General features: G+C 55.2%; 19 protein-coding genes. 11 read left to right on the top strand and 8 right to left on the bottom strand.

Translation table 11 applies throughout. The features are described 5' to 3' along the window. Positions 1 to 408: 408 nt before the first annotated feature. Complete coding sequence (gene cysS, locus JK223_RS11590; RefSeq protein ID WP_212714334.1) at positions 409 to 1,794, bottom strand: cysteine--tRNA ligase; 1,386 nt, start codon at positions 1,792 to 1,794, stop codon at positions 409 to 411. Positions 1,795 to 2,016: 222 nt separating this feature from the next. Between cysS and ppiB the strand changes: the two genes are divergently transcribed. The 6 genes from ppiB (at position 2,017) to JK223_RS11560 (ending at position 6,810) form a co-directional block, all read left to right on the top strand. After that, positions 2,017 to 2,511, top strand: a complete 495-nt coding sequence (ppiB, locus tag JK223_RS11585; protein WP_212714333.1) for a peptidylprolyl isomerase B — start codon at positions 2,017 to 2,019, stop codon at positions 2,509 to 2,511. Continuing rightward, the gene (gene lpxH, locus JK223_RS11580; protein ID WP_212714332.1) at positions 2,511 to 3,227 is read left to right on the top strand and encodes a UDP-2,3-diacylglucosamine diphosphatase; all 717 of its coding nucleotides are present in this window, start codon (positions 2,511 to 2,513) and stop codon (positions 3,225 to 3,227) included. Before ppiB ends, lpxH begins: the two co-directional genes overlap by 1 nt. A gap of 135 nt (positions 3,228 to 3,362) precedes the next feature. Continuing rightward, a complete protein-coding gene (gene purE / locus JK223_RS11575) occupies positions 3,363 to 3,875 on the top strand; it encodes a 5-(carboxyamino)imidazole ribonucleotide mutase (RefSeq protein ID WP_212714331.1) in 513 nt (170 codons plus the stop codon). Further along, complete coding sequence (gene purK / locus JK223_RS11570; RefSeq protein WP_212714330.1) at positions 3,872 to 4,936, top strand: 5-(carboxyamino)imidazole ribonucleotide synthase; 1,065 nt, start codon at positions 3,872 to 3,874, stop codon at positions 4,934 to 4,936. The genes purE and purK overlap by 4 nt, the downstream gene beginning before the upstream one ends. A 151-nt stretch (positions 4,937 to 5,087) precedes the next feature. After that, a complete protein-coding gene (locus JK223_RS11565; protein ID WP_212714329.1) occupies positions 5,088 to 5,876 on the top strand; it encodes an SDR family oxidoreductase in 789 nt (262 codons plus the stop codon). Positions 5,877 to 5,952: 76 nt separating this feature from the next. Further along, the gene (locus JK223_RS11560; protein ID WP_212714328.1) at positions 5,953 to 6,810 is read left to right on the top strand and encodes a co-chaperone YbbN; all 858 of its coding nucleotides are present in this window, start codon (positions 5,953 to 5,955) and stop codon (positions 6,808 to 6,810) included. On the opposite strand, the gene cueR is transcribed toward JK223_RS11560, so the two are convergent. Continuing rightward, a complete protein-coding gene (gene cueR, locus JK223_RS11555; RefSeq protein WP_212714327.1) occupies positions 6,804 to 7,229 on the bottom strand; it encodes a Cu(I)-responsive transcriptional regulator in 426 nt (141 codons plus the stop codon). The genes JK223_RS11560 and cueR overlap by 7 nt on opposite strands. 118 nt (positions 7,230 to 7,347) lie before the next feature. Between cueR and JK223_RS11550 the strand changes: the two genes are divergently transcribed. The 5 genes from JK223_RS11550 to ybaL all read left to right on the top strand — a co-directional run bounded on the left by JK223_RS11550 (position 7,348) and on the right by ybaL (position 14,404). After that, positions 7,348 to 9,894 (top strand): copper-translocating P-type ATPase, encoded by a 2,547-nt coding sequence (locus JK223_RS11550; protein ID WP_212714326.1) that lies wholly within the window; start codon positions 7,348 to 7,350, stop codon positions 9,892 to 9,894. 36 nt (positions 9,895 to 9,930) lie between these two features. After that, positions 9,931 to 10,734, top strand: a complete 804-nt coding sequence (locus tag JK223_RS11545) for a TraB/GumN family protein (protein WP_212714325.1) — start codon at positions 9,931 to 9,933, stop codon at positions 10,732 to 10,734. A 61-nt stretch (positions 10,735 to 10,795) separates the two neighbouring features. Beyond that, the gene (gene ybaK / locus JK223_RS11540) at positions 10,796 to 11,275 is read left to right on the top strand and encodes a Cys-tRNA(Pro)/Cys-tRNA(Cys) deacylase YbaK (RefSeq protein ID WP_212714324.1); all 480 of its coding nucleotides are present in this window, start codon (positions 10,796 to 10,798) and stop codon (positions 11,273 to 11,275) included. A 642-nt stretch (positions 11,276 to 11,917) separates the two neighbouring features. After that, on the top strand, positions 11,918 to 12,121 hold the full coding sequence (locus tag JK223_RS11535) for a hypothetical protein (RefSeq protein WP_212714323.1): 204 nt from the start codon (positions 11,918 to 11,920) through the stop codon (positions 12,119 to 12,121). 603 nt (positions 12,122 to 12,724) lie between these two features. Beyond that, on the top strand, positions 12,725 to 14,404 hold the full coding sequence (ybaL, locus tag JK223_RS11530) for a YbaL family putative K(+) efflux transporter (protein WP_212714322.1): 1,680 nt from the start codon (positions 12,725 to 12,727) through the stop codon (positions 14,402 to 14,404). A gap of 59 nt (positions 14,405 to 14,463) precedes the next feature. On the opposite strand, the gene JK223_RS11525 is transcribed toward ybaL, so the two are convergent. From JK223_RS11525 to JK223_RS11500, 6 genes are all read right to left on the bottom strand, one after another. After that, on the bottom strand, positions 14,464 to 15,765 hold the full coding sequence (locus tag JK223_RS11525) for an inosine/guanosine kinase (RefSeq protein ID WP_212714321.1): 1,302 nt from the start codon (positions 15,763 to 15,765) through the stop codon (positions 14,464 to 14,466). A gap of 65 nt (positions 15,766 to 15,830) precedes the next feature. Further along, positions 15,831 to 16,790, bottom strand: coding sequence for a ferrochelatase (hemH, locus tag JK223_RS11520; RefSeq protein WP_212714320.1), 960 nt, complete (start codon positions 16,788 to 16,790; stop codon positions 15,831 to 15,833). A gap of 112 nt (positions 16,791 to 16,902) precedes the next feature. Next, a complete protein-coding gene (adk, locus tag JK223_RS11515; protein ID WP_212714319.1) occupies positions 16,903 to 17,547 on the bottom strand; it encodes an adenylate kinase in 645 nt (214 codons plus the stop codon). A 268-nt stretch (positions 17,548 to 17,815) separates the two neighbouring features. Continuing rightward, the gene (gene htpG, locus JK223_RS11510; protein WP_212714318.1) at positions 17,816 to 19,684 is read right to left on the bottom strand and encodes a molecular chaperone HtpG; all 1,869 of its coding nucleotides are present in this window, start codon (positions 19,682 to 19,684) and stop codon (positions 17,816 to 17,818) included. A gap of 106 nt (positions 19,685 to 19,790) precedes the next feature. Continuing rightward, complete coding sequence (gene recR, locus JK223_RS11505) at positions 19,791 to 20,396, bottom strand: recombination mediator RecR (protein WP_212714317.1); 606 nt, start codon at positions 20,394 to 20,396, stop codon at positions 19,791 to 19,793. Next, a complete protein-coding gene (locus tag JK223_RS11500; protein WP_212714316.1) occupies positions 20,396 to 20,725 on the bottom strand; it encodes a YbaB/EbfC family nucleoid-associated protein in 330 nt (109 codons plus the stop codon). The genes recR and JK223_RS11500 overlap by 1 nt, the downstream gene beginning before the upstream one ends. Positions 20,726 to 20,770: the final 45 nt, after the last annotated feature.

The following is a 20,770-nucleotide window of genomic DNA, read 5'->3' as shown; positions in this document are numbered from 1 at the left end:
CCCCATGTTGGTTTGTCTCCTTTTACTTGTGGTGAGTAAGCAGAGATATTCCGGCATGGGCATTCTTCAGGCTATAGTCTTACAGGATCAATCACCACCTCCCCAGGAGGTGGTTTAGGGGTGACAATAAAAAGGGCGTCCTGAGGGACGCCCTTTTTTTATCTCTGACCCGTTCTGAATCGCGATGACCTGTTCCTGATCTCACTGCGGATCACGTGATGATGGCAGAGCGCATAACAGCCAACGGGATTTGTCCCGGTCTGAATCGCGTTAATACCGTTGACTCACCTACTCAGGAAATCAGGAAAGGTGATCACTCAGCGGTGAAGTACACACCCTGCGATGGAACCTCACCCTGCATCCTGCTGTAACCTGCTGTTACCGTTCAGACTGCCCGGCCCCCGTCAGTTATTTACGCCGCCAGGTCGTTCCCTGCGGGCCATCTTCAACGATGATCCCCAGCTCATTCAGTTTGTCACGGGCAATGTCCGCCTGAGCCCAGTTTTTGGTTTCACGCGCTTCTTTACGCATTACAATCAGTGCCTCGATTTCAGCAACCTCATCATCATTGCTGCCGGCCGCGCTCTGCAGAAAGACTTCCGGATCCTGCTGTAACAGCCCCAGCACACCGGATAACTGACGTAATTTCGCCGCCACACCTTCCGCCGCGGCCGGGTCTTCGGCTTTCAGCCGGTTCACTTCGCGCGCCATATCAAACAGCACCGAATAGGCTTCCGGCGTATTAAAGTCATCGTCCATCGCATCGCGGAAACGCTGCTCAAACTCCGTCCCTTCCGCCGGCACTGCCGACGGGTCGGTGTTACGTAATGCGGTATACAGACGTTCCAGCGCCGAACGGGCCTGCTTCAGGTTATCTTCGCCATAGTTTAACTGGCTGCGATAATGTCCGGACATCAGAAAATAGCGTACCGTTTCGGCATCATAGTGGGCCAGCACATCACGCACGGTGAAAAAGTTACCCAGCGATTTGGACATTTTCTCGCGGTCCACCATGACCATTCCGGAATGCATCCAGTAATTAACGTATTCACCGCCATGAGCACAGGTCGATTGCGCAATTTCATTTTCATGGTGCGGGAACATCAGGTCAGAGCCCCCGCCGTGGATATCAAAATGCTCACCCAGTTGTTTGCAGTTCATGGCCGAACATTCGATATGCCAGCCCGGACGCCCCTCACCCCACGGAGATGCCCAGCCTGGTTCATCGGCTTTCGACATTTTCCACAGCACAAAGTCCATCGGGTTTTTCTTCACATCCGCCACTTCCACGCGGGCGCCGGCCTGCAACTGCTCCAGATCCTGGCGGGAAAGTTCGCCATAATGGCTGTCGCTCATCACATCGAACATCACATCGCCATTACCGGCAACATACGCATGTCCGCGTTGCAGCAGTTTTTCCACCAGCCCGATAATTTCCGGGATATGGCGGGTAGCCCGGGGCTCTGCGTCCGGCGGCAGGATATTCAGCGCAGCAAAATCACGGTGCATTTCGGCAATCATCCGGTCGGTCAGTTCACCGATGGTTTCACCTTTCTCGTTCGCGCGTTTAATGATTTTGTCATCAATATCGGTAATATTTCTTACGTAATTCAGGTCATAGCCCAGGTAGCGTAAGTAGCGGGAAACCACATCAAAGGCGACAAATGTCCGTCCGTGCCCGATATGGCACAGGTCATAAACGGTAATACCGCACACGTACATGCCAATTTTCCCGGCATGAATAGGTTTAAATTCCTCTTTTTGTCTGCTCTGAGTGTTATAGATTTTTAGCATTTAACTCTTCCGTTTCTGCGTGTGTTCTGCGTGTGCGATAACTCGGGTTATTGTGCCGTATTTTTCACGGGACTGCGACGTAAAGCAAGCCCGGTAACCGGAGGTCCACTTCCCCTACTGCCGTATACCTCAAATTTATGGTATAAGGTGCCATCGTCAATGCCCTTTCTGAATCACAGAAAAGGCTGAAATACTGCACAACAACCATGACAGGATGAAATTATGGTCACTTTCCAGACTAATTTTGGTGATATCGTCATCAAAACCTTCGATGATAAAGCCCCGGCTACCGTAGAAAACTTTCTGACCTACTGCCGTGAAGGGTTTTATGACAACACCATTTTCCATCGCGTCATCAATGGCTTCATGATCCAGGGGGGTGGTTTTGAGCCAGGGATGAAGCAGAAATCAACCAACGCTGAAATCCGTAACGAAGCCAGCAATGGTCTGAAGAACACCCGCGGTACACTGGCAATGGCACGTACTTCTGCACCGCACTCTGCCACAGCACAGTTCTTCATCAACGTTGCAGATAATGACTTCCTGAACTTCCGTGATGAAAGCGTTCAGGGCTGGGGCTACTGTGTCTTCGCCGAAGTGGTCGAAGGTATGGATGTGGTTGAGAAAATCAAAGCAGTTTCTACCGGCCGTAGCGGTATGCACCAGGACGTCCCTAAAGAAGACGTTGTCATTCAGAAAGTGACCATCAGCGAGTAATGTCGCGGACACTTTTTATTGCAGATTTGCATCTGTGTCAGCAGGAACCGGCAATTACTGCCGGTTTTCTGCGTTTTTTACAGCGTGAAGCCACAGCCTGTGAAGCCCTGTATATCCTGGGCGATCTGTTTGAAAGCTGGATCGGCGATGATGACCCGAACCCGCTGCACCAGCAGGTCGCTGAGGCGCTCTCTGCCCTGACGATCCCGGTCTGGTTTATCCACGGTAATCGCGACTTCTTACTGGGGAAAAAGTTTGCTGCCCGCTGCGGTATGCAGTTACTCCCCGAAGAACAGTTACTGGAACTCTATGGTCACCGCGTTCTGATTATGCATGGTGATACCCTCTGCACCGATGATGCCGGTTACCTGCGCTTTCGCGAGAAGGTTCATCAGCCCTGGCTGCAGCGCCTGTTTCTGAGGCTGCCGTTGTGGCTGCGCCAGAAAGTCGCCGTCCGGTTACGTAATGACAGTCAGCAGGCCAATCAGACCAAAAGCCAGCAAATCATGGATGTGAATCAACAGGCCGTCGAAGCCGTGATGGAACGTTACCAGGCCTCACTGTTGATCCATGGTCATACCCACCGTCCGGCCATTCATCGTCTCACTGTCAGTGATCATCCCGCAGAGCGGGCCGTCCTCGGTGCCTGGCATCAGGAAGGTTCTATGATCCAGCTGGATGCAGACGGGGTCAGCCTCATCGCTTTCCCCTGGTAAATCAGGCTATTTTGTCCGGTTGTGTCACGACGCAACCGTTTTCCTTCTTCCCGACTCATGCTATTCTCACGCCCTTCTCAAGGTGTAATACCTGTCCGCCTTCAGGTTTTTTATCTACTCACAGGAGTTGACCGCATGTCGTCGAATACTGCCCCGGCCCGTATCGCTATCATTATGGGTTCTAAAAGTGACTGGGCTACGATGCAGTATGCTGCAGAAATTCTTAACGAACTGGATCTTGCGCACCACGTGGAAGTGGTGTCTGCACACCGCACCCCGGATAAATTGTTCAGCTTTGCTGAGAATGCACAGCAGCAGGGCTTTCATGTGATTATTGCCGGTGCCGGCGGTGCAGCACACCTGCCAGGTATGCTGGCGGCCAAAACCCTGGTGCCGGTACTGGGTGTCCCGGTACAGAGCGCAGCGCTCAGCGGTGTCGATAGCCTGTATTCTATCGTGCAGATGCCGCGCGGGATCCCGGTCGGGACGCTGGCGATCGGTAAAGCCGGTGCCGCCAACGCCGCTCTGCTGGCCGCGCAAATTCTGGCCGTTAATGATGCCGGACTGGCGCAGCGTCTGTCCGACTGGCGGACGCAGCAAAGTGAAGCGGTGCTGAACCATCCGGACCCACGGGAGGAAGACGCATGAAACCGGTTTGCGTATTAGGTAACGGACAACTGGGACGGATGCTACGCCAGGCCGGGGAGCCGCTGGGAATTGCTGTCTACCCTGTCGGTATTGATGCAGAACCGGAAAGCCTGCCTATCCGCGAGAGCGTGATCACCGCCGAAATCGAACGCTGGCCTGAAACCCCGCTGACACAGGCCCTGGCCAGTCATCCGGCGTTTGTTAACCGGGATATTTTTCCGCGACTGGCCGACCGTCTGACCCAGAAGCAACTGCTCGATCAGTTAGGCCTGGCGACGGCCCCGTGGCAACTGCTGAGCGATGCAGCACAGTGGCCGGAGGTTTTTCAGCGCCTGGGCGACCTGGCCATCGTGAAACGCCGGACCGGGGGCTATGATGGCCGCGGCCAGTGGCGACTGCGGGAGAGCGATTGTCAGACGCTGCCGGAAGAGTGCTATGGCGAATGTATCGTGGAACAGGGCATAGATTTTTCCGGTGAGGTTTCCCTGGTCGGTGCCCGTGGTCATGACGGCACGCTGGTCTTTTATCCCCTGACCCATAACCTGCACCATAACGGTATTCTGATGTGCAGTGTTGCCCTGCCTGAGCCGGATGCCGCACAGCAGCGCCAAGCCGAGTCGATGCTGACAGCGATTATGCAGGAACTGGACTATGTCGGTGTGATGGCGATGGAATGTTTTATTACTCCTGAAGGCCTGTTAATTAACGAACTGGCCCCGCGGGTTCATAACAGCGGTCACTGGACACAGAATGGTGCTTCGATCAGCCAGTTTGCGTTGCATCTGCGGGCAATCACCGGTCTGCCCCTCCCCGAACCGGTGGTCTTCGCACCGTCGGTGATGGTTAACCTGATAGGTTGCGAACTGGACATCCGGTGGCTGTCACATCCTCTGGTCCATCTGCACTGGTACGACAAAGAGGTTCGTCCGGGCCGCAAGCTGGGCCACCTGAACCTGACCGACAGTCATCCCGACCGCTTGCAACAGGAATTACAGGCACTGGTCTGCCAGCTCCCGGCGGAATACGCCGCTGCCATCCCCTGGGCTTGCGAAAAACTCTGAACACTTTACCGCAGCAGCCTCCGGGCGCTGCGGTCATCTTCCCTTACCCTGCCTGCTCCGCGATTGGTACTCTGCCGGTTTTGTGTGTAATACTTTACCGGACCGGGCGCCTGAGGCTGAGGCGCATCCATTCCTCTTCTGATGTGATGTTATGCAAAAAAATATTCTGATTACCGGCTGCTCAAGCGGCATCGGTGCCGTTGCCGCCAGCGATTTACTGAACCGTGGCTATCGTGTGATTGCCGCCTGCAGAAAACCGGACGATGTGCGCCGTATGGTGCAACTGGGATATTGCGGTATTCTGCTGGATCTGGACGATGCAGAGAGCGTCAGCAACGCAGCACACGAGGTGATTACGCTGTGTGATGGCCGGCTGCACGGGCTGTTCAATAATGCCGGCTTTGGCGTGTATGGTGCCTTACCCGCCCTGTCCCGTGAGCAGATGGAAAAACAGTTTTCCGCCAATTTCTTTGCGGTACACCAGCTGACGATGCTGCTGTTGCCCGCGCTGAGAGCGGCCGGGAATGCCCGTATCATCAACACCAGTTCGGTGATGGGCCTGATCTCCACCCCCGGCCGGGGAGCCTATGCCGCCAGTAAATATGCCCTGGAGGCCTGGTCAGATGCACTGCGCATGGAGCTGAAACCGGAAGGTATTCATGTCAGTTTGATCGAACCCGGCCCCATCTCCACGGGGTTCAGTGAGAATGTCGTGCAGGGTGTCGCCGATGAACCGGTCACTAATCCCGGCATTGCCGCCCGCTTTACCCTGCCGCCGGAAGCTGTCCTGCCGAAATTGCGGCATGCGCTGGAGAGCCGTTTCCCGAAACAGCGTTATCCGGTGACCGTGGTCGCCCATGTGATGTCTGTCGCACGCCGTCTGTTACCCGGGAGAGTTCTGGATCGGATTTTAAGCAATCATTCCGCCAGAGAGAAATAACCGGTTGAAGTCCGGGAAAAGATCCCCCATATCCTGCGGATAACGGTAACTATTTTCAGACCAAGGAATACAGCTTATGTTACAGCAAGCCCCGATCACTGACGTTAATGAATCCAATCTGCAGCAGGTGCTTGAGCAGTCCATGCAGGTACCGGTGCTGTTTTATTTCTGGTCTGCCCGCAGCCAGCATTGTCAGGAACTGACCCCGGTGCTGGAAAAACTGGCCGGCGAATATCAGGGACAGTTTGTGCTGGCAAAACTGGATTGTGATGAACAGCAGATGGTCGCTTCACAGTTTGGTCTGAGGGCCATCCCTACCGTCTATCTGTTTAAGGACGGTCAGCCGGTCGATGGTTTCCAGGGCCCGCAACCGGAAGAAGCCATCCGCGCACTGCTACAGAAAGTATTGCCGCGTGAAGATGAAATTAAGCTTCAGCAGGCCACCGCCTTACTGGCCGAAGAGAAACCCCTTGAGGCACTGCCGTTACTGAAAGAGGCATGGCAGCTCAGCCAGCAATCCAGTGAGACCGGCTTCCTGCTGGCAGAAACGCTGATCACCCTGAACCGCAGCGACGAAGCGGAAGAGGTGCTGAAGCATGTTCCGTTGCAGGATCAGGATAGCCGTTACCAGGGGCTGATTGCACAGATCGATCTGCTGCGCCAGGCCGCCGATACCCCGGAAATTCAGCAGTTACAGAACGAGCTGGCAGCCGACCCGGCCAACGCGGCGCTTGCCGCAAAACTGGCCGTACAGTTCCATCAGGTCGGTCGTAACGAAGAAGCACTGGAGCTGTTGTTCAGCTTTCTGAAAAGCGATCTCGCCGCCGGTGGCGGTGAACTGCGTAAAACCTTTCAGGAGATCCTGGCCGCACTGGGTACCGGTGATGCGTTAGCCGGTAAATTCCGCCGTCAGCTCTATTCCCTGCTTTACTGATCGACGGATTTCGGGTTCGCGGTCTGATGACAGCACCCGGCCAGAGAATCGATAATCGGGCAGGCTGCCCCGTCATCTCCGGGGCAGCTTTCTGCAAGCGTTAATAACCGCTGTCGCATCTGTTGCAACTCCGCCATCTGCCTGTCCAGTTCCTGTACCTTCCTGAGCGTTCTGGCCTTGATATCCGCACTGTGACGCTGCGGGTCGTTAAACATACCCACCAGCTCACGACACTCCTCCAGACTGAACCCGACCTGCCGTGCCTGACGTAACAGCGTCAGTTCTTCAATATGGTGGCCGACATAATGCCGGTAGCCATTGGCCGACCGTTCCGGCGGGGTAATGATGCCCTTCTCTTCATAAAACCGTATCGCTTTACCGGATAAACCGGTTTTACGTGCAATATCACTGATGTTCATCGGGCTTCTCCGTGGTTGCCGGGGCCGGTGCGGCTTTTTCTGTTGACCTTTACCTTACCGGAAGGTTTAGACTTTTAATATCGTGACGCTCCACGTTCTGTAATAGAAGGAAAAAACTATGTCTGATACTACACAACTGAAACTGGATGGTCTTTCCTGCGGTCACTGTATCCGGCGGGTCAAAGAAGTGCTGGAACAGCGCAGTGATGTGACGGCTGCAGAGGTCACCCTGGAACAGGCTCAGGTCACCGGCACCGCACGGGCAGCAGACCTGATCGCCGATATCGAAAAGGCCGGTTACCATGCCAGCCAGCAGACCGGTGAAAGCCACCCAAAGTCTGAACCGCTGACAGCAACAGATCCCGTGCCGGACGGGCTGCCAGCGGACACCGTTCCGGCCTCCCCGCTGAATGAGGACGATCAGGCCGTCCAGCTGCTGATTGAAGGTATGAGCTGCGCGAGCTGTGTCAGCCGGGTTGAAAAAGCACTCAGTCAGGTCTCCGGTGTCCGTCAGGCGCGGGTCAACCTGGCCGATCGCAGTGCGTTGATTTCGGGACAACCTCAGCCTGACGCCCTGCTGGCCGCGGTCAGCGCCGCCGGGTACCACGCACTGCTGATCAGCGATGATAACGAACGCCGTGAAACACAGAAGAAAACGTCACGGCAACGTTTTATCCGTTTTAGCTGGCAGGCAGCGCTGGCTCTGCTGACCGGTATCCCGGTGATGATTTGGGGGATGACCGGCCAGCATATGATGCTGAGCGCGGAGAATCATAATCTGTGGCTCAGCATCGGGGTGATCACTCTGCTGGTCATGATCCTTTCCGGTGCCCATTTCTATCGCAGTGCGTGGAAAAGTCTGCGTAACCGGACAGCGACCATGGATACGCTGGTCGCGCTGGGCACGGCTGTCGCCTGGCTATATTCTGCCGCGGTGGTGTTATTCCCGGCTCACTTTCCGGAGGCCGCACGCCATCTCTACTTTGAAGCCTGTACCATGATAATCGGGCTGATTAACCTCGGCCATGCGCTGGAACAGCGCGCACGACAGCATTCCTCACAGGCACTGGAAAAATTAATCGCCCTCGCCCCGGCAGAAGCTACGATCGTCAACGGTAAAGAGGAAAAGCGTCTGCCGGTCAGTGCCATCGAAACCGGTATGCGGATCCACCTGCGGACCGGGGATCGGATCCCGGTGGATGGCGTGATCAGTGACGGGGAAGGCCGTGTCGACGAATCGATGCTGACCGGCGAAGCCTGGCCACAGAAAAAACAGGCCGGTGATCTCCTGCATGCCGGGACTCTGGTCAGTGACGGTTCACTGATTTTCCGGGCAACGGCCACCGGGAAGAATACGGCCCTGGCCAGGATCATCTCGCTGGTGAGAAATGCCCAAAGCAGTAAACCCCGCATCGGCCAGCTGGCGGATCGTATTTCTGCCGTCTTTGTACCGGCAGTGATTGCCATTGCGCTGCTCAGCGGGGTTATCTGGTATCTGGCCGGACCGGCCCCGCAGCTTGCCTACAGCATGGTCGTGATCACCACCGTACTGATCATTGCCTGCCCTTGTGCCCTGGGACTGGCGACCCCGATGTCGGTGATTGCCGGGGTAGGCCGGGCCGCCGTCGCCGGTGTACTGGTCAAAGATGCCGATGCGCTGCAACAGGCGAGCAGCGCGGATACGGTGGTGTTCGACAAAACCGGGACACTGACCACCGGGCATCCTTCGGTGACCGGTATCACGCTGTTTAACGATGCCGGTGAGGATGACGTTCTGTCGCTGGCCGCCGCGATGGAGCAACACTCGTCACACCCGCTGGCCAAAGCCATTCTGGCACAGGCCGCCGGCAGGGTATTACCTGATATCGCGAATGTGCAGACGGTCGCGGGCAAAGGGCTGTCCGCACGCCATAACACACAGTCGCTGTTACTGGGTAATATGACATTGCTGACGGAAGCCGGGGTGGACCTGAGTATTGCAGAGGATGCCATCCGCCAGGCGGCAGAACGTGGCGAAACCCCGGTCTTGCTGGCGATCGACAACCGGCCTGCCGCCCTGATCACGGTCAGTGACCCGTTACGTCCGGAGACGCCCCGGGTGGTACGGCAGTTGCAACAACTCGGCTATAACGTGGTGATGCTGACCGGCGACCAGCCCGAAGCGGCCGGCGTGATTGCCAAAGCCGCCGGGATCCCGCAGGTGATTGCCGGGGTACTGCCGGATGAAAAGGCTGCGACTATCCGTGGGTTACAGAAAAAAGGGCACCGCGTGGCGATGGTCGGTGACGGGATCAACGATGCCCCTGCCCTGGCGCAGGCAGATACCGGGATTGCTATCCGTGGGGGTAGCGATGTGGCGGTGGAAACGGCTACCCTGGCATTAATGCGTAACGATCTTCAGGCCGTCGCCGACGGACTGCTGATTGCCAGGGCGACCCTGCGCAATATGAAACAAAATCTGCTGGGTGCGTTTGTCTACAACTGCATCGGGATCCCGGTGGCGGCCGGAGTACTTTATCCGCTGACCGGCACCTTGCTGAACCCGGTCATTGCCGGTGCCGCGATGGCGCTGTCATCCATTACTGTGGTCACCAATGCTAACCGTTTATTACGCTATCGGTTGCCGGTACAGAATAAGCTATCCCCGGAGCACGGAAATGACTAGCATAGACGCATCCTCTGAACGACGGTATCTCAGGTAATGACACTCCTCTGGCAGCGACTGGAAAAACTATGGCGCTATCTCCACCCGGTCAGTTATCCCTGGCCGGCGGTTGATCTGCGGGTGAATGACTGCCGGATACATCTGACCGGCAGTATCCATATGGGTACGCGGGATATGTACCCGCTGTCTGAGCCTCTGCTAAAGCAGTTACGGGCCGCCGACGCGCTGATTGTTGAAGCCGACATCCTGTCATCGCCCTCTCTGCCACCGCCTGCCGATGCACGACCGCCGTTACAGGAACGATTTAGTGCAACGCTGAACGCAGAACTTGAAAAGCGGTGCGCGGAGTGTGAGTTGCCAGTCTCAACGCTGGATACGCTGCCGGCGTGGCAGATAGCGCTGATCTTACAGAGCCGGCAGGCTCAGCGGTTAGGGCTGCGTCCGGAGTATGGCATTGATTATCAGCTACTGCAGGCCGCAAAAACCCTGAATAAACCCGTGATTGAGCTGGAGGGGGCCGGAACACAGCTGGAGATGCTGACCCGCTTACCGGAAGACGGCATCGATCTGCTGACGGACTCCCTGCAGCACTGGCATACCAATGCCCGGTTACTGCAAACGATGATCAGCTGGTGGGTCGAAGGCCCGCCACGCGGAGGGCTGACCAATGACCTGCTGCCTTCTTCATTTGGTCATTCCCTGAACGATGTTCTGATCAAAAAACGTAATGCCGAATGGCAGCAGAAACTGATCCGCCTGCCTCCCGGCCGCTACCTGATGGCGGTAGGGGCACTCCATCTTTATGGTGACGATAATCTGCCTGCGATGTTTGGCCGGTGACCCTCTGCCCGTCAGAGGATCGGAAAAGTATGTATGTTCGATAGTTTAAAAGGATCTCTTTATGACGCCAGCCATTAATCTGCTGGAAAAGCAGAAGATTAACTTCCTGACCCATCAATATGATCATGACAGCAATGAGACAAATTTTGGTGATGAAGTGGTACGCAAACTTCAGCTGGACGCTGCTCAGGTGTTTAAAACCTTGCTGGTGGCCCTGAATGGTGACAGTAAACATCTGGCCGTGGCAGTCACGCCGGTGGCGACACAGCTTGATCTGAAAAAAGTCGCTAAATCGCTGGGGGCTAAAAAAGCTGAAATGGCCGACCCGCAATTAGCTCAGCGGGTGACCGGCTATCTGGTTGGCGGGATCAGTCCGTTAGGGCAAAAGAAACGCCTGCCGACCGTGATTGATGCCAGCGCCGCCTCCCTGCCGGAAATGTATATCTCCGGCGGAAAACGCGGGCTGGATATATCGCTGGCGCCGGCCGATCTGGCGGCTCTGCTGACGGCCCCTTTTGCGGATATCGCCCGCCACGACTAATCCTTCTGCTGACAAAACTGGTCAATCATCCGATACCCCGTCGGTCCCGGCGGATGGCAGGCTGACCAGATAACATGTCTCCTGCTTTGTTGCTGCCCGCCGGCTAACGTCTGCGCCCGAATGGCCTGACCAGCCAGCAAGGCAACGTTGTCCCGTCAAATCCCTGCTCTGCTATATCGCGGAGCAACAGATAAGGGGGGCTGACCACGAAGGCCCCTCACTTTTATTGTCGGGAGGCCGCATCCGGGTATTCTGCCGTCATTCCCGCACCTCTCTGAGCTGCGCCCCGCTCACCTGTTCGTAACCCGCCAGAGGATGCTGGTGATGAATATAGAGAGCCCCATTCTGACCAGCACCTGCAGGCGTCGGGCGACCCGGTCCGGCAACACTGCGTTCACGCACGCCCCGGAACGACCCGGCCGGTTTGCAGAAAATCCGCTATGTCATCATTTTCCGCGACTCTGCATTCAAATTCGATATCCTGATACTGCTCCGCAAAACGGTGTGACAGAGTTTCATGATGTTCGGCGGACCAGACATCTGACACTGCCAGGGTCAGCCCCGGCCCGGTGCCGCGGGATCAACCTATCGCTAAATCATCCGGACGACGGCAGGCGGCCAGGATCTCCCGGACGCTGACCAGTGCGAACGCCCCGCTTCCGTCAGTACCGGCTGCCTGCCGCGCCGGTCAAAGAACAGGAACTCCCTATCATCTTCCCGCCGGGCTACTGCGGCACTGATGGTGGACTGGCTTTTCCCGGTTTGCTCAGGTTCCATCCGGGACTGAACGGAGAAAAACGTTTTATCCGCCCTCAGCAGTCTTCCGGCGCGGCACCGCCCCCGTAAATGCTTAGTGAGCCAGCCCCCGCGGCCGGGTTCTCCGTCCGGACCCGGTTTGCTCAGGCTCCATCCGCGACTGACCGGCAAAAACTTTTATCCGCCCTCAGTCATCTTCCGGCACGGCAACCCGGTCGTAAAGCCTGAGCGAGCCGGCTCGTCAGGCGTCGGTGTGTTGATTCATCAGGCTCCGTCTGAAAGCGGGTTTTACTCTGCGGCCCGGGCTGTCGGGTGCCCCGGTGGCCGGCGCTGCAACAGGTGATAAACCCTGAGGATCCTGTGCCGCCGGCGAGAATTTATGAATATCAGGGATATTAATGAGTCGATAAATCCGGGGTTTTGTCAGGAAAACTAAAAAAATGGTGTCTGTCTCTCAACTTTCAGCGGCACCGTTTGTGTCATTCTGCTGTTTTACTTATTCTTTATTTAAGGGTTTACTCCGTGAATTCAGGCTGAAAGACAGAATTCAGGTTATTTTTGCCCTTATGCCTTTTTTACTGACTCAGTAACGGATTTTTAACGTTTTTATCGCGACTGTCCGTCCTGCGGACTGCGTCATTTTCCTCTCACCCCTGGCAGTGAAAGCGGTCGCCCGGCTTTAAAGGAGAGACAATGCATCATACCACCCCCCTGATCACCACTATCGTCAGCGCCCTGGTTCTGGCCTTTTTGCTGGGTATGCTGGCGAATAAATTACGATTCTCCCCGCTGGTCGGCTATTTACTTGCCGGTGTGCTGGTCGGGCCTTTTACCCCGGGCTTTGTGGCGGATACCAATCTGGCACCGGAACTGGCCGAGCTGGGCGTTATTCTGCTGATGTTCGGTGTCGGACTGCATTTCTCCCTGAAAGACCTGATGACCGTTAAAGCCATTGCTATCCCCGGGGCCATCGCACAGATTTTTGTGGCGACATTACTCGGGGTCGGTCTCTCGGCTATCCTGGGATGGAGCATGATGACCGGGCTGGTGTTCGGCCTTTGCCTCTCGACCGCCAGTACGGTTGTCCTGCTCAGAGCCCTGGAAGAACGGCAACTGGTTGACAGTCAGCGCGGGCGTATCGCCATTGGCTGGCTGATTGTCGAAGACCTGGTGATGGTACTGACCCTGGTTCTGTTACCCGCCATTGCCGGGATGATGGAACAGGGTAATGCCAGTATCGGGCTGCTGTTCCGCGACCTGCTGATCACCATCGGTAAAGTGATCGCCTTTATGGTGATTATGGTGGTTTTTGGCCGCCGGGTCGTCCCGTGGATCCTGGCGAAAAGTGCCGCCACCGGGTCGCGGGAGTTATTCACGCTGGCGGTTCTGGCTCTGGCGCTCGGGATTGCATTTGGGGCCGTGGAATTTTTTGATGTGTCATTCGCGCTGGGGGCTTTTTTTGCCGGGATGGTGCTGAATGAATCTGAACTCAGCCACCGGGCAGCCCATGATACGCTGCCGCTACGCGATGCCTTTGCGGTGCTGTTTTTTGTCTCCGTCGGTATGCTGTTTGACCCGCATATTCTGATTGAACGCCCCCTGGCGGTACTCGGCGCACTGGCCATTGTTCTGGTCGGTAAATCGCTGGCGGCCTGGTTGCTGGTTACCTGGCTTGGCCATACACGGCGTACCGCCTTAACCATCTCCGTCAGCCTTGCCCAGATTGGTGAATTTGCCTTTATTCTGGCCGGTCTGGGGGTCTCACTGGGATTACTGAACGATGACGGTCGTAATCTGGTACTGGCCGCCGCCATTCTGTCGATTATGGTGAACCCGGTGATGTTCAGTCTGGCAGAACGCTATCTGGCAACGACCGGGCCTTCCGGAGAAACGACGCCTGCCGGCGACGCTGACGAGCCGGAAGAACTCCCCGTGCCACTGACTCTCTGTCACCATGCCATTGTGGTCGGTTACGGACGGGTCGGTAGCCTGCTTTGTGAGAAGCTCCGTCAGCGACAGGTCCCGGTAGTGGTGGTGGAAACCAGCCGTACCCGTGTGGAGATTATCCGCGAACAGGGGTTTGCAGCTGTCGCGGGTAACGCCGCGCGCACCGATATCATGGACATTGCCCGGCTGGACTGCGCACGCTGGCTGTTTTTAACCATCCCCAATGGTTATGAGTCCGGAGAGGTGGCAGCAGCGGCCCGCGGGAGTCGCCAGGATATCGCCATCATTGCCCGCGCTCATTATGACGATGAAGTCACCTATCTCACCGAACACGGGGCGGATAACGTTATTATGGGGGAACGGGAAATCGCAGAGAGTATGGCCAATATTCTGGCCGCGGAGAGTTCAGCGCCGTATGCGGTATAGCGGCCGGGGCCGCGGGCCGGAGCACGCGCCCGTGAAGAATGCCACGGGCGCGGTCTGTTTTACCTGTCCCAGTAGGCCTCTTCCAGGCTGTCTTCACGTTCGGGCAGCCCGCGACTCAGACGCGGTGAATGCTGGTTCAGTACCTGGTAACTGACACGGTTTGCATACTTACAGACCTGAGCCAGCGAAGAGTAAGTCAGGAATGACTGAGAGTGTTTGGCCGAGTTCGGCACTTTCTGCCGGTGATAGTTATTGGCGGAAATATCGTGTAATACCGCGGCCAGTGCACCATCTCCTGCGCCATTAGTATTCATGATTTTTTCCGGCCCGCCCATGTAAGGGGCAATATGGGAGAAGACTTTCACCGGACGGTTACAATCCTGATAGCGCATGGCACGACTGAATTCATACTGGTTAAATTCAGCGATGGCCCCGGGTAATAATGGCAGATTCGTGCGGCGTAATACCTCTTCGTCACTGTAACCCGCCATATACAGTCCCGCCGGCCCGGCGGTGCACAGCACCAGGTCGACCCATTGTAAGGCCATATCCGCGGCCAGCAACGGGTCCGACTCCCCGGTCAGCTCACAGGCTTCGTCTTCGTTCATGGCGACGATCGAAATATGCTGCTGCAGGAACTCACGCCAGAATGCCGGGTTTTCGGCAATGACATGACGGGTCCCCAGGGTCAGAACCACCGGAACCTGGTGTTTTTTAGCATATTCGATGGCTTTCATGGTGGCCTGCGGCATGGGTTCCCCCTCTTTCGCACGCACCAGGTAAGAGGTCAGCACCAGAGCCGAGGCTTCAGCAATGACGGCTTCCGGAATATTCTCCGGATGCAGCTGATTCATGGCCCCCGGGCTTATGGCAAAGGTACGTTCGCCATTGTCACCAATCAGAGTGTAACAACGGCCAATCGAACCGTTGACGCCCTGCAGGCAGTTCAGGTCAACTTTGCTCGAGGTATTACAGAGGTAGCGATACGCATAATCACCGACCGTGATATTGCCGCACATCACCCCCAGCAGGACCGAGCGGTCATCTGCCAGCACTGAGTAGTTATGCAGAGTATTGCCGATAGTGCCACCGGCAAACTGATCACTGATAAGCTTCTTCTGTACTAATTCCTGATACAGTGCTTCTGCAACATCATCTTCGATAACCAGTGAATGCCCTCGGCTGAGACCATAACGTTCAATAAAAGCATCATCGACTTTTGCTTCTATATCCACCATCGTCTGATCAATACCGACCACCGGGGATGTGGTAAGAGACTCTGCAGGGTCAGCCTGCAGTAACGGGTCACGGGCACTGACCGGAAAGTAATGTTTGGATTTGCGCTGACCAGGAAATTTCATAATATTAAGTTAATCGCAGGAATAAAGCGTGGATCTTACCATATTCCCGACGATTAACCGGGGTTTCATCGCTCAGAATTTACCAGCTGTAACATCATGCGGATATGTAACTCATCATCGTTCAATGCCGGGATATATTCGAACTTCTCCCCCCCCGCATGCAGGAAGAACTCACGGTTTTGTTCGTTGATCTCTTCCAGTGTTTCCAGACAGTCGGCAGAGAAACCGGGACTCATGACCTGGATATGACGAATGCCTTTTTCCGGCAGAGACTTCACGGTTTCATCCGTATAAGGCATCAGCCAGGGTTCGCGACCAAACCGCGACTGGAAAGTCATGATTAATTCGTCTTCGTTCATCCCCAGGGCCTCACGCAGGCATGCCGTGGTATGTTCACAACGAAGCGGATAATCATCGCCCTGATTGGCGAAACGTTGCGGGATCCCGTGATAGGACAGTAACAGCACATCCGGCTTTCCATGCTGCGCAAATGAACGCTCTACCGAGTCCTTCAGTGCGGCGATATAACCGGGATGGGTGGCATAATCGCGGATCAGTTGAATATCCGGTAAGGTCCGCCGGCTCCGGAAAATGTCATGGAGTCCGTCCCAGACCGCCGAGACCGTCGATGATGAGAATTGGGGATATAACGGTAAAACGATCAGGCGGGTGACCCCCTGCTCCAGCAGTTCATCCACACCACTCAGCAGTGACGGATTGCCGTAAGACATGCCTAAGGCGACCGGCATATCGGTGAGCTTCGCCAGTGCGTCCCGTTGACGCTTGCTGTAGACCAGCAGCGGCGAGCCCTCATCCATCCATACCGATGCATAAAGCTTTGCTACGCGCGGAGAACGCAATGGCAGGATAGCGCCACGCAATACCGGCCACCAGATAATACGCGGCACATCGACGACGCGCTTATCACTCAGAAATTGCTTCAGATAACGCTTTACTGCCGCAGGTGTGGGGGCATCGGGAGTGCCCAGATTGACCAGCAGAACACCTGGCTTATCTTGCCTCATAATTATTCCTTATTCACAGGCTTTGCAGGGAAGGCTAATTGTAGCGAATATTGGCGAAGGGAACAGCGGCAGAAACAGAACGGACCGGATAAATCCGGTCCGTTACAGGGGATTACCCCAGAATGGTCGCCAGCTGCTGGCTGACTTCGCTGACCGGACGGGTACCGTCAATTTTCTGGTAACGGGTCTGTCCGGCAGCCGCGTCTTTGCTGTAATAAGCAATCAGCGGAGCCGTCATCTGATGGTATTCCACCAGACGTTTACGAACGGTTTCTTCCTGGTCATCTTTACGCGTGGTCAGCGGTTCGCCGGTCACATCATCCAGCCCTTCCTGCTTCGGCGGATTATAGTCGACATGATACACACGACCTGACGGCGCATGGACACGACGGCCGATAATACGGTCGACAATCACTTCGTCCGGGACGGCGAATTCCAGCACATAATCGACATTAATGCCGGCTTCTTTCATCGCATCGGCCTGCGGGATTGTCCGCGGGAAACCATCCAGCAGGAAACCTGCTTTGCAATCGTCCTGCGCAATACGCTCTTTAACCAGTGCAATAACCAGTTCATCTGTCACCAGTTTGCCTGCATCCATAATGGCTTTGGCCTGTTGACCCAGTTCAGTGCCCGCTTTAACCGCTGCGCGTAACATATCACCGGTAGAGATTTGCGGAATCCCGTATTTCTCCATGATGAACTGAGCCTGAGTTCCTTTACCTGCGCCCGGAGCACCGAGCAAAATAATACGCATTGCGTAGTACCTCTTGCGAATCGCGTTTAATAATCCTGAGAAGTGCAAAAACATACCATTATGTCCGGCGCTCCACAAGGAAAGGCCAGCCTTAATCGCTGTAAATGCCCGACAGGCACCGAAAGAGAGCCGGTAAGCCTGTTATTAAGTTTATGGAACGGACAACGACGTATCGCCGCGGAGATCACCGCCCCCTCAGATGATACAGACAGATAAAAAAGGCCCGCAAATGCGGGCCCCGTTAACATGCTGCACTCACCTGCGGCGATTACGCCAGTAATAGCTGGTTCATGCGGCGGATAAACTGGTTAGGATCTTCCAGTGTTCCGCGCTCAGCAAACAGCGCCTGATCAAGCAACAGTTCAACCCAGTCAGCAAACTGGCTGTCATCGGTCGCCTCAGCGGCTTTTTTCACCAGTGTATGTTCCGGGTTGATTTCGAAGATATATTTCACTTCCGGCGCTTCCTGACCGGCAGCGGCAAACAGCTTCGCCATCTGGGTACTCATTTCATCGGCATCGGTCACCACGATGGCCGGGGTATCAGTCAGACGATGTGTCAGACGGACATCCTTCACGCGCTCACCCAGCAGGGTTTTTACACGATCAACAAACGGCTCAAGGGCTTTTTCGCTTTCTTTCTGTTCCGCGGTTTCTTCATCGGCCAGCTTATCCAGCGAATCGTCTGCTTTGCTGACGGACTGGAACGATTTGCCATCGAACTCTGTCAGATAGCTCATCATCCATTCATCGATACGGTCAGACAGTAACAGTACTTCGATGCCTTTCTTACGGAACAGTTCCAGATGCGGGCTGTTCTTCGCCGCGGCATAGCTATCCGCCGTGATGTAATAGATCTTTTCCTGACCTTCGGCCATACGACTGATGTACTCTTCCAGCGTTACCGTCTGTTCAGAGCTTTCATTATGGGTGGAAGCAAAGCGCAGTAATTTGGCGATCGCCTGAACGTTACCCGCATCTTCCGCCGGTCCTTCTTTCAGGGCCAGACCGAATGCTTTCCAGAACTGCAGGTATTTCGCTGCATCATCTTTTGCCAGTTTATCCAGCATTTGCAGCGTACGTTTGGTCAGCGCACCGCGCAGACTTTGCGTGATACGGCTGTCCTGCAGAATTTCACGCGAAACGTTCAGTGGCAGATCATTCGAATCGATCAGTCCGCGAACAAAACGCAGATAATTCGGCATAAACTGCTCAGCGTCATCCATGATAAAGACACGCTGCACATACAGTTTCAGACCATGTTTATGATCACGGTTCCACATATCCCACGGGGCCTGCGCCGGGATATACAGCAGGCTGGTGTATTCCTGCTTACCTTCAACGCGGTTGTGGCTCCAGATCAACGGGTCAGTAAAGTCATGGGCGATATGCTTATAGAAATCGTTATATTCTTCGTCGGTGATTTCTGACTTATTACGTGTCCACAGTGCCTGGGCTTTGTTCACTTTTTCCCAGTGGGTGGTTTCACTGTCTTCGTCTTTGGTTTCAATTTCCACCGGCAAGGCGATATGGTCAGAATACTTGCTGACGATGTTACGGACGCGCCAGGTATCGAGGAACTCATCTTCCCCTTCACGCATGTGCAGGGTAATTTCGGTGCCACGCTCAGCTTTGTCGATGTCCGCCAGGGTATATTCACCTTCACCGGCCGACTCCCAGAACACCCCTTCACTTTCCGGAGCGCCTGCAGCACGGGTACGTACGGTCACTTTATCCGCAACAATAAAAGCTGAATAGAATCCGACACCAAACTGGCCGATCAACTGGCTGTCTTTAACCTGGTCAGATCCCATAGATTCCAGAAACGCTTTAGTCCCGGATTTTGCGATGGTACCAAGGTTTTCAATAACTTCCTCACGGCTCATACCGATGCCGTTATCACTCAGAGTCAGAGTGCGTTGCTCTTTATTCACCGACAGGCGAACGCGTAATTCACCGTCGCCTTCATACAGGCCGGAATCAGATAACGCACGGAAACGGAGTTTATCTGCGGCGTCGGACGCATTCGAGATAAGCTCACGTAAAAAGATCTCTTTATTTGAGTAGAGTGAATGGATCATCAGTTGCAAAAGTTGTTTCACTTCTGACTGGAAACCACGTGTCTCTTGTCCTTTCATCGTCATTGATACCTCAAGAAAATCAGTATTAATTCATGTCGATACAGGAGATGGGGGTGAAAGGAAAGTTTTCAAGCTGATGTTCAGAAAAAACATCAGCAGGGGATTAATATTTGAACTTCTGCCGTCCGGCCAGAGAATGGGATAACGTGGTACCGTCCACCATTTCCAGTTCTCCACCCACCGGCACACCGTGAGCAATCCGGCTGGCGTCGACACCATACTGACGGCATAAATCGGCAATATAGTTGGCGGTTGCCTCGCCTTCGATCGTCGGATTGGTCGCCAGAATCACTTCACGGATCGTTTCATCCTGCAGGCGATGTTCCAGCGTATCCAGCCCGATATCTGCCGGCCCTATTCCGTCCAGAGGAGAAAGGTGCCCCATCAATACGAAATAGCGACCGGCAAACTGCCCGGTTTGTTCAACAGCGTGGATATCCGCAGGGCTTTCGACAACACAAATGATGCCATTTTGCTGACGGCGGGGATTGGCACAGATAGTACAGATCTCCTGCTCGGTGAAGGTCCGGCAGTGAGAACAGTGGCCGATCTCCGACATCGCGCGGGTCAGCGCCTGTGCCAGGCGCATACCGCCGCTGCGATCACGCTGTAGTAAGTGGAAAGCCATACGCTGCGCTGATTTCGGCCCGACTCCGGGCAAACAACGCAGTGATTCCATCAGGGCTTCCAGCAACGGGCTTGTCTGCATCAGAAAGGCATCTTAAAGCCAGGGGGCAGCTGCATGCCGGAAGACACTGAAGCCATCTTCTCTTTCTGCGCTTCGTCAATACGACGGGCAGCGTCATTAAAAGCGGCGGCCACCAGGTCTTCCAGCATATCTTTATCGTCTTCCATCAGGCCCGGGTCGATTTCCACACGGCGGCAGTTGTGAGCACCGTTAATGGTCACTTTCACCAGACCGGCACCGGATTCACCGGTCACTTCCATTGCCGCGATCTCTTCCTGAACCTGAGACATTTTGTCCTGCATTTGCTGGGCTTGCTTCATTAAGTTGCCCAGACCACCTTTACCAAACATAGTTCTCTCTCTCTGCTAAGGCCACAGCCATCCCGATGATGACCT

It is taken from the genome of Tatumella sp. JGM118, assembly GCF_018257515.1.
Classification (GTDB): domain Bacteria; phylum Pseudomonadota; class Gammaproteobacteria; order Enterobacterales; family Enterobacteriaceae; genus Tatumella; species Tatumella terrea.
Note: the sequence above shows the minus strand (reverse complement) of the source record. Positions and strands in the feature narration are given on the sequence as shown.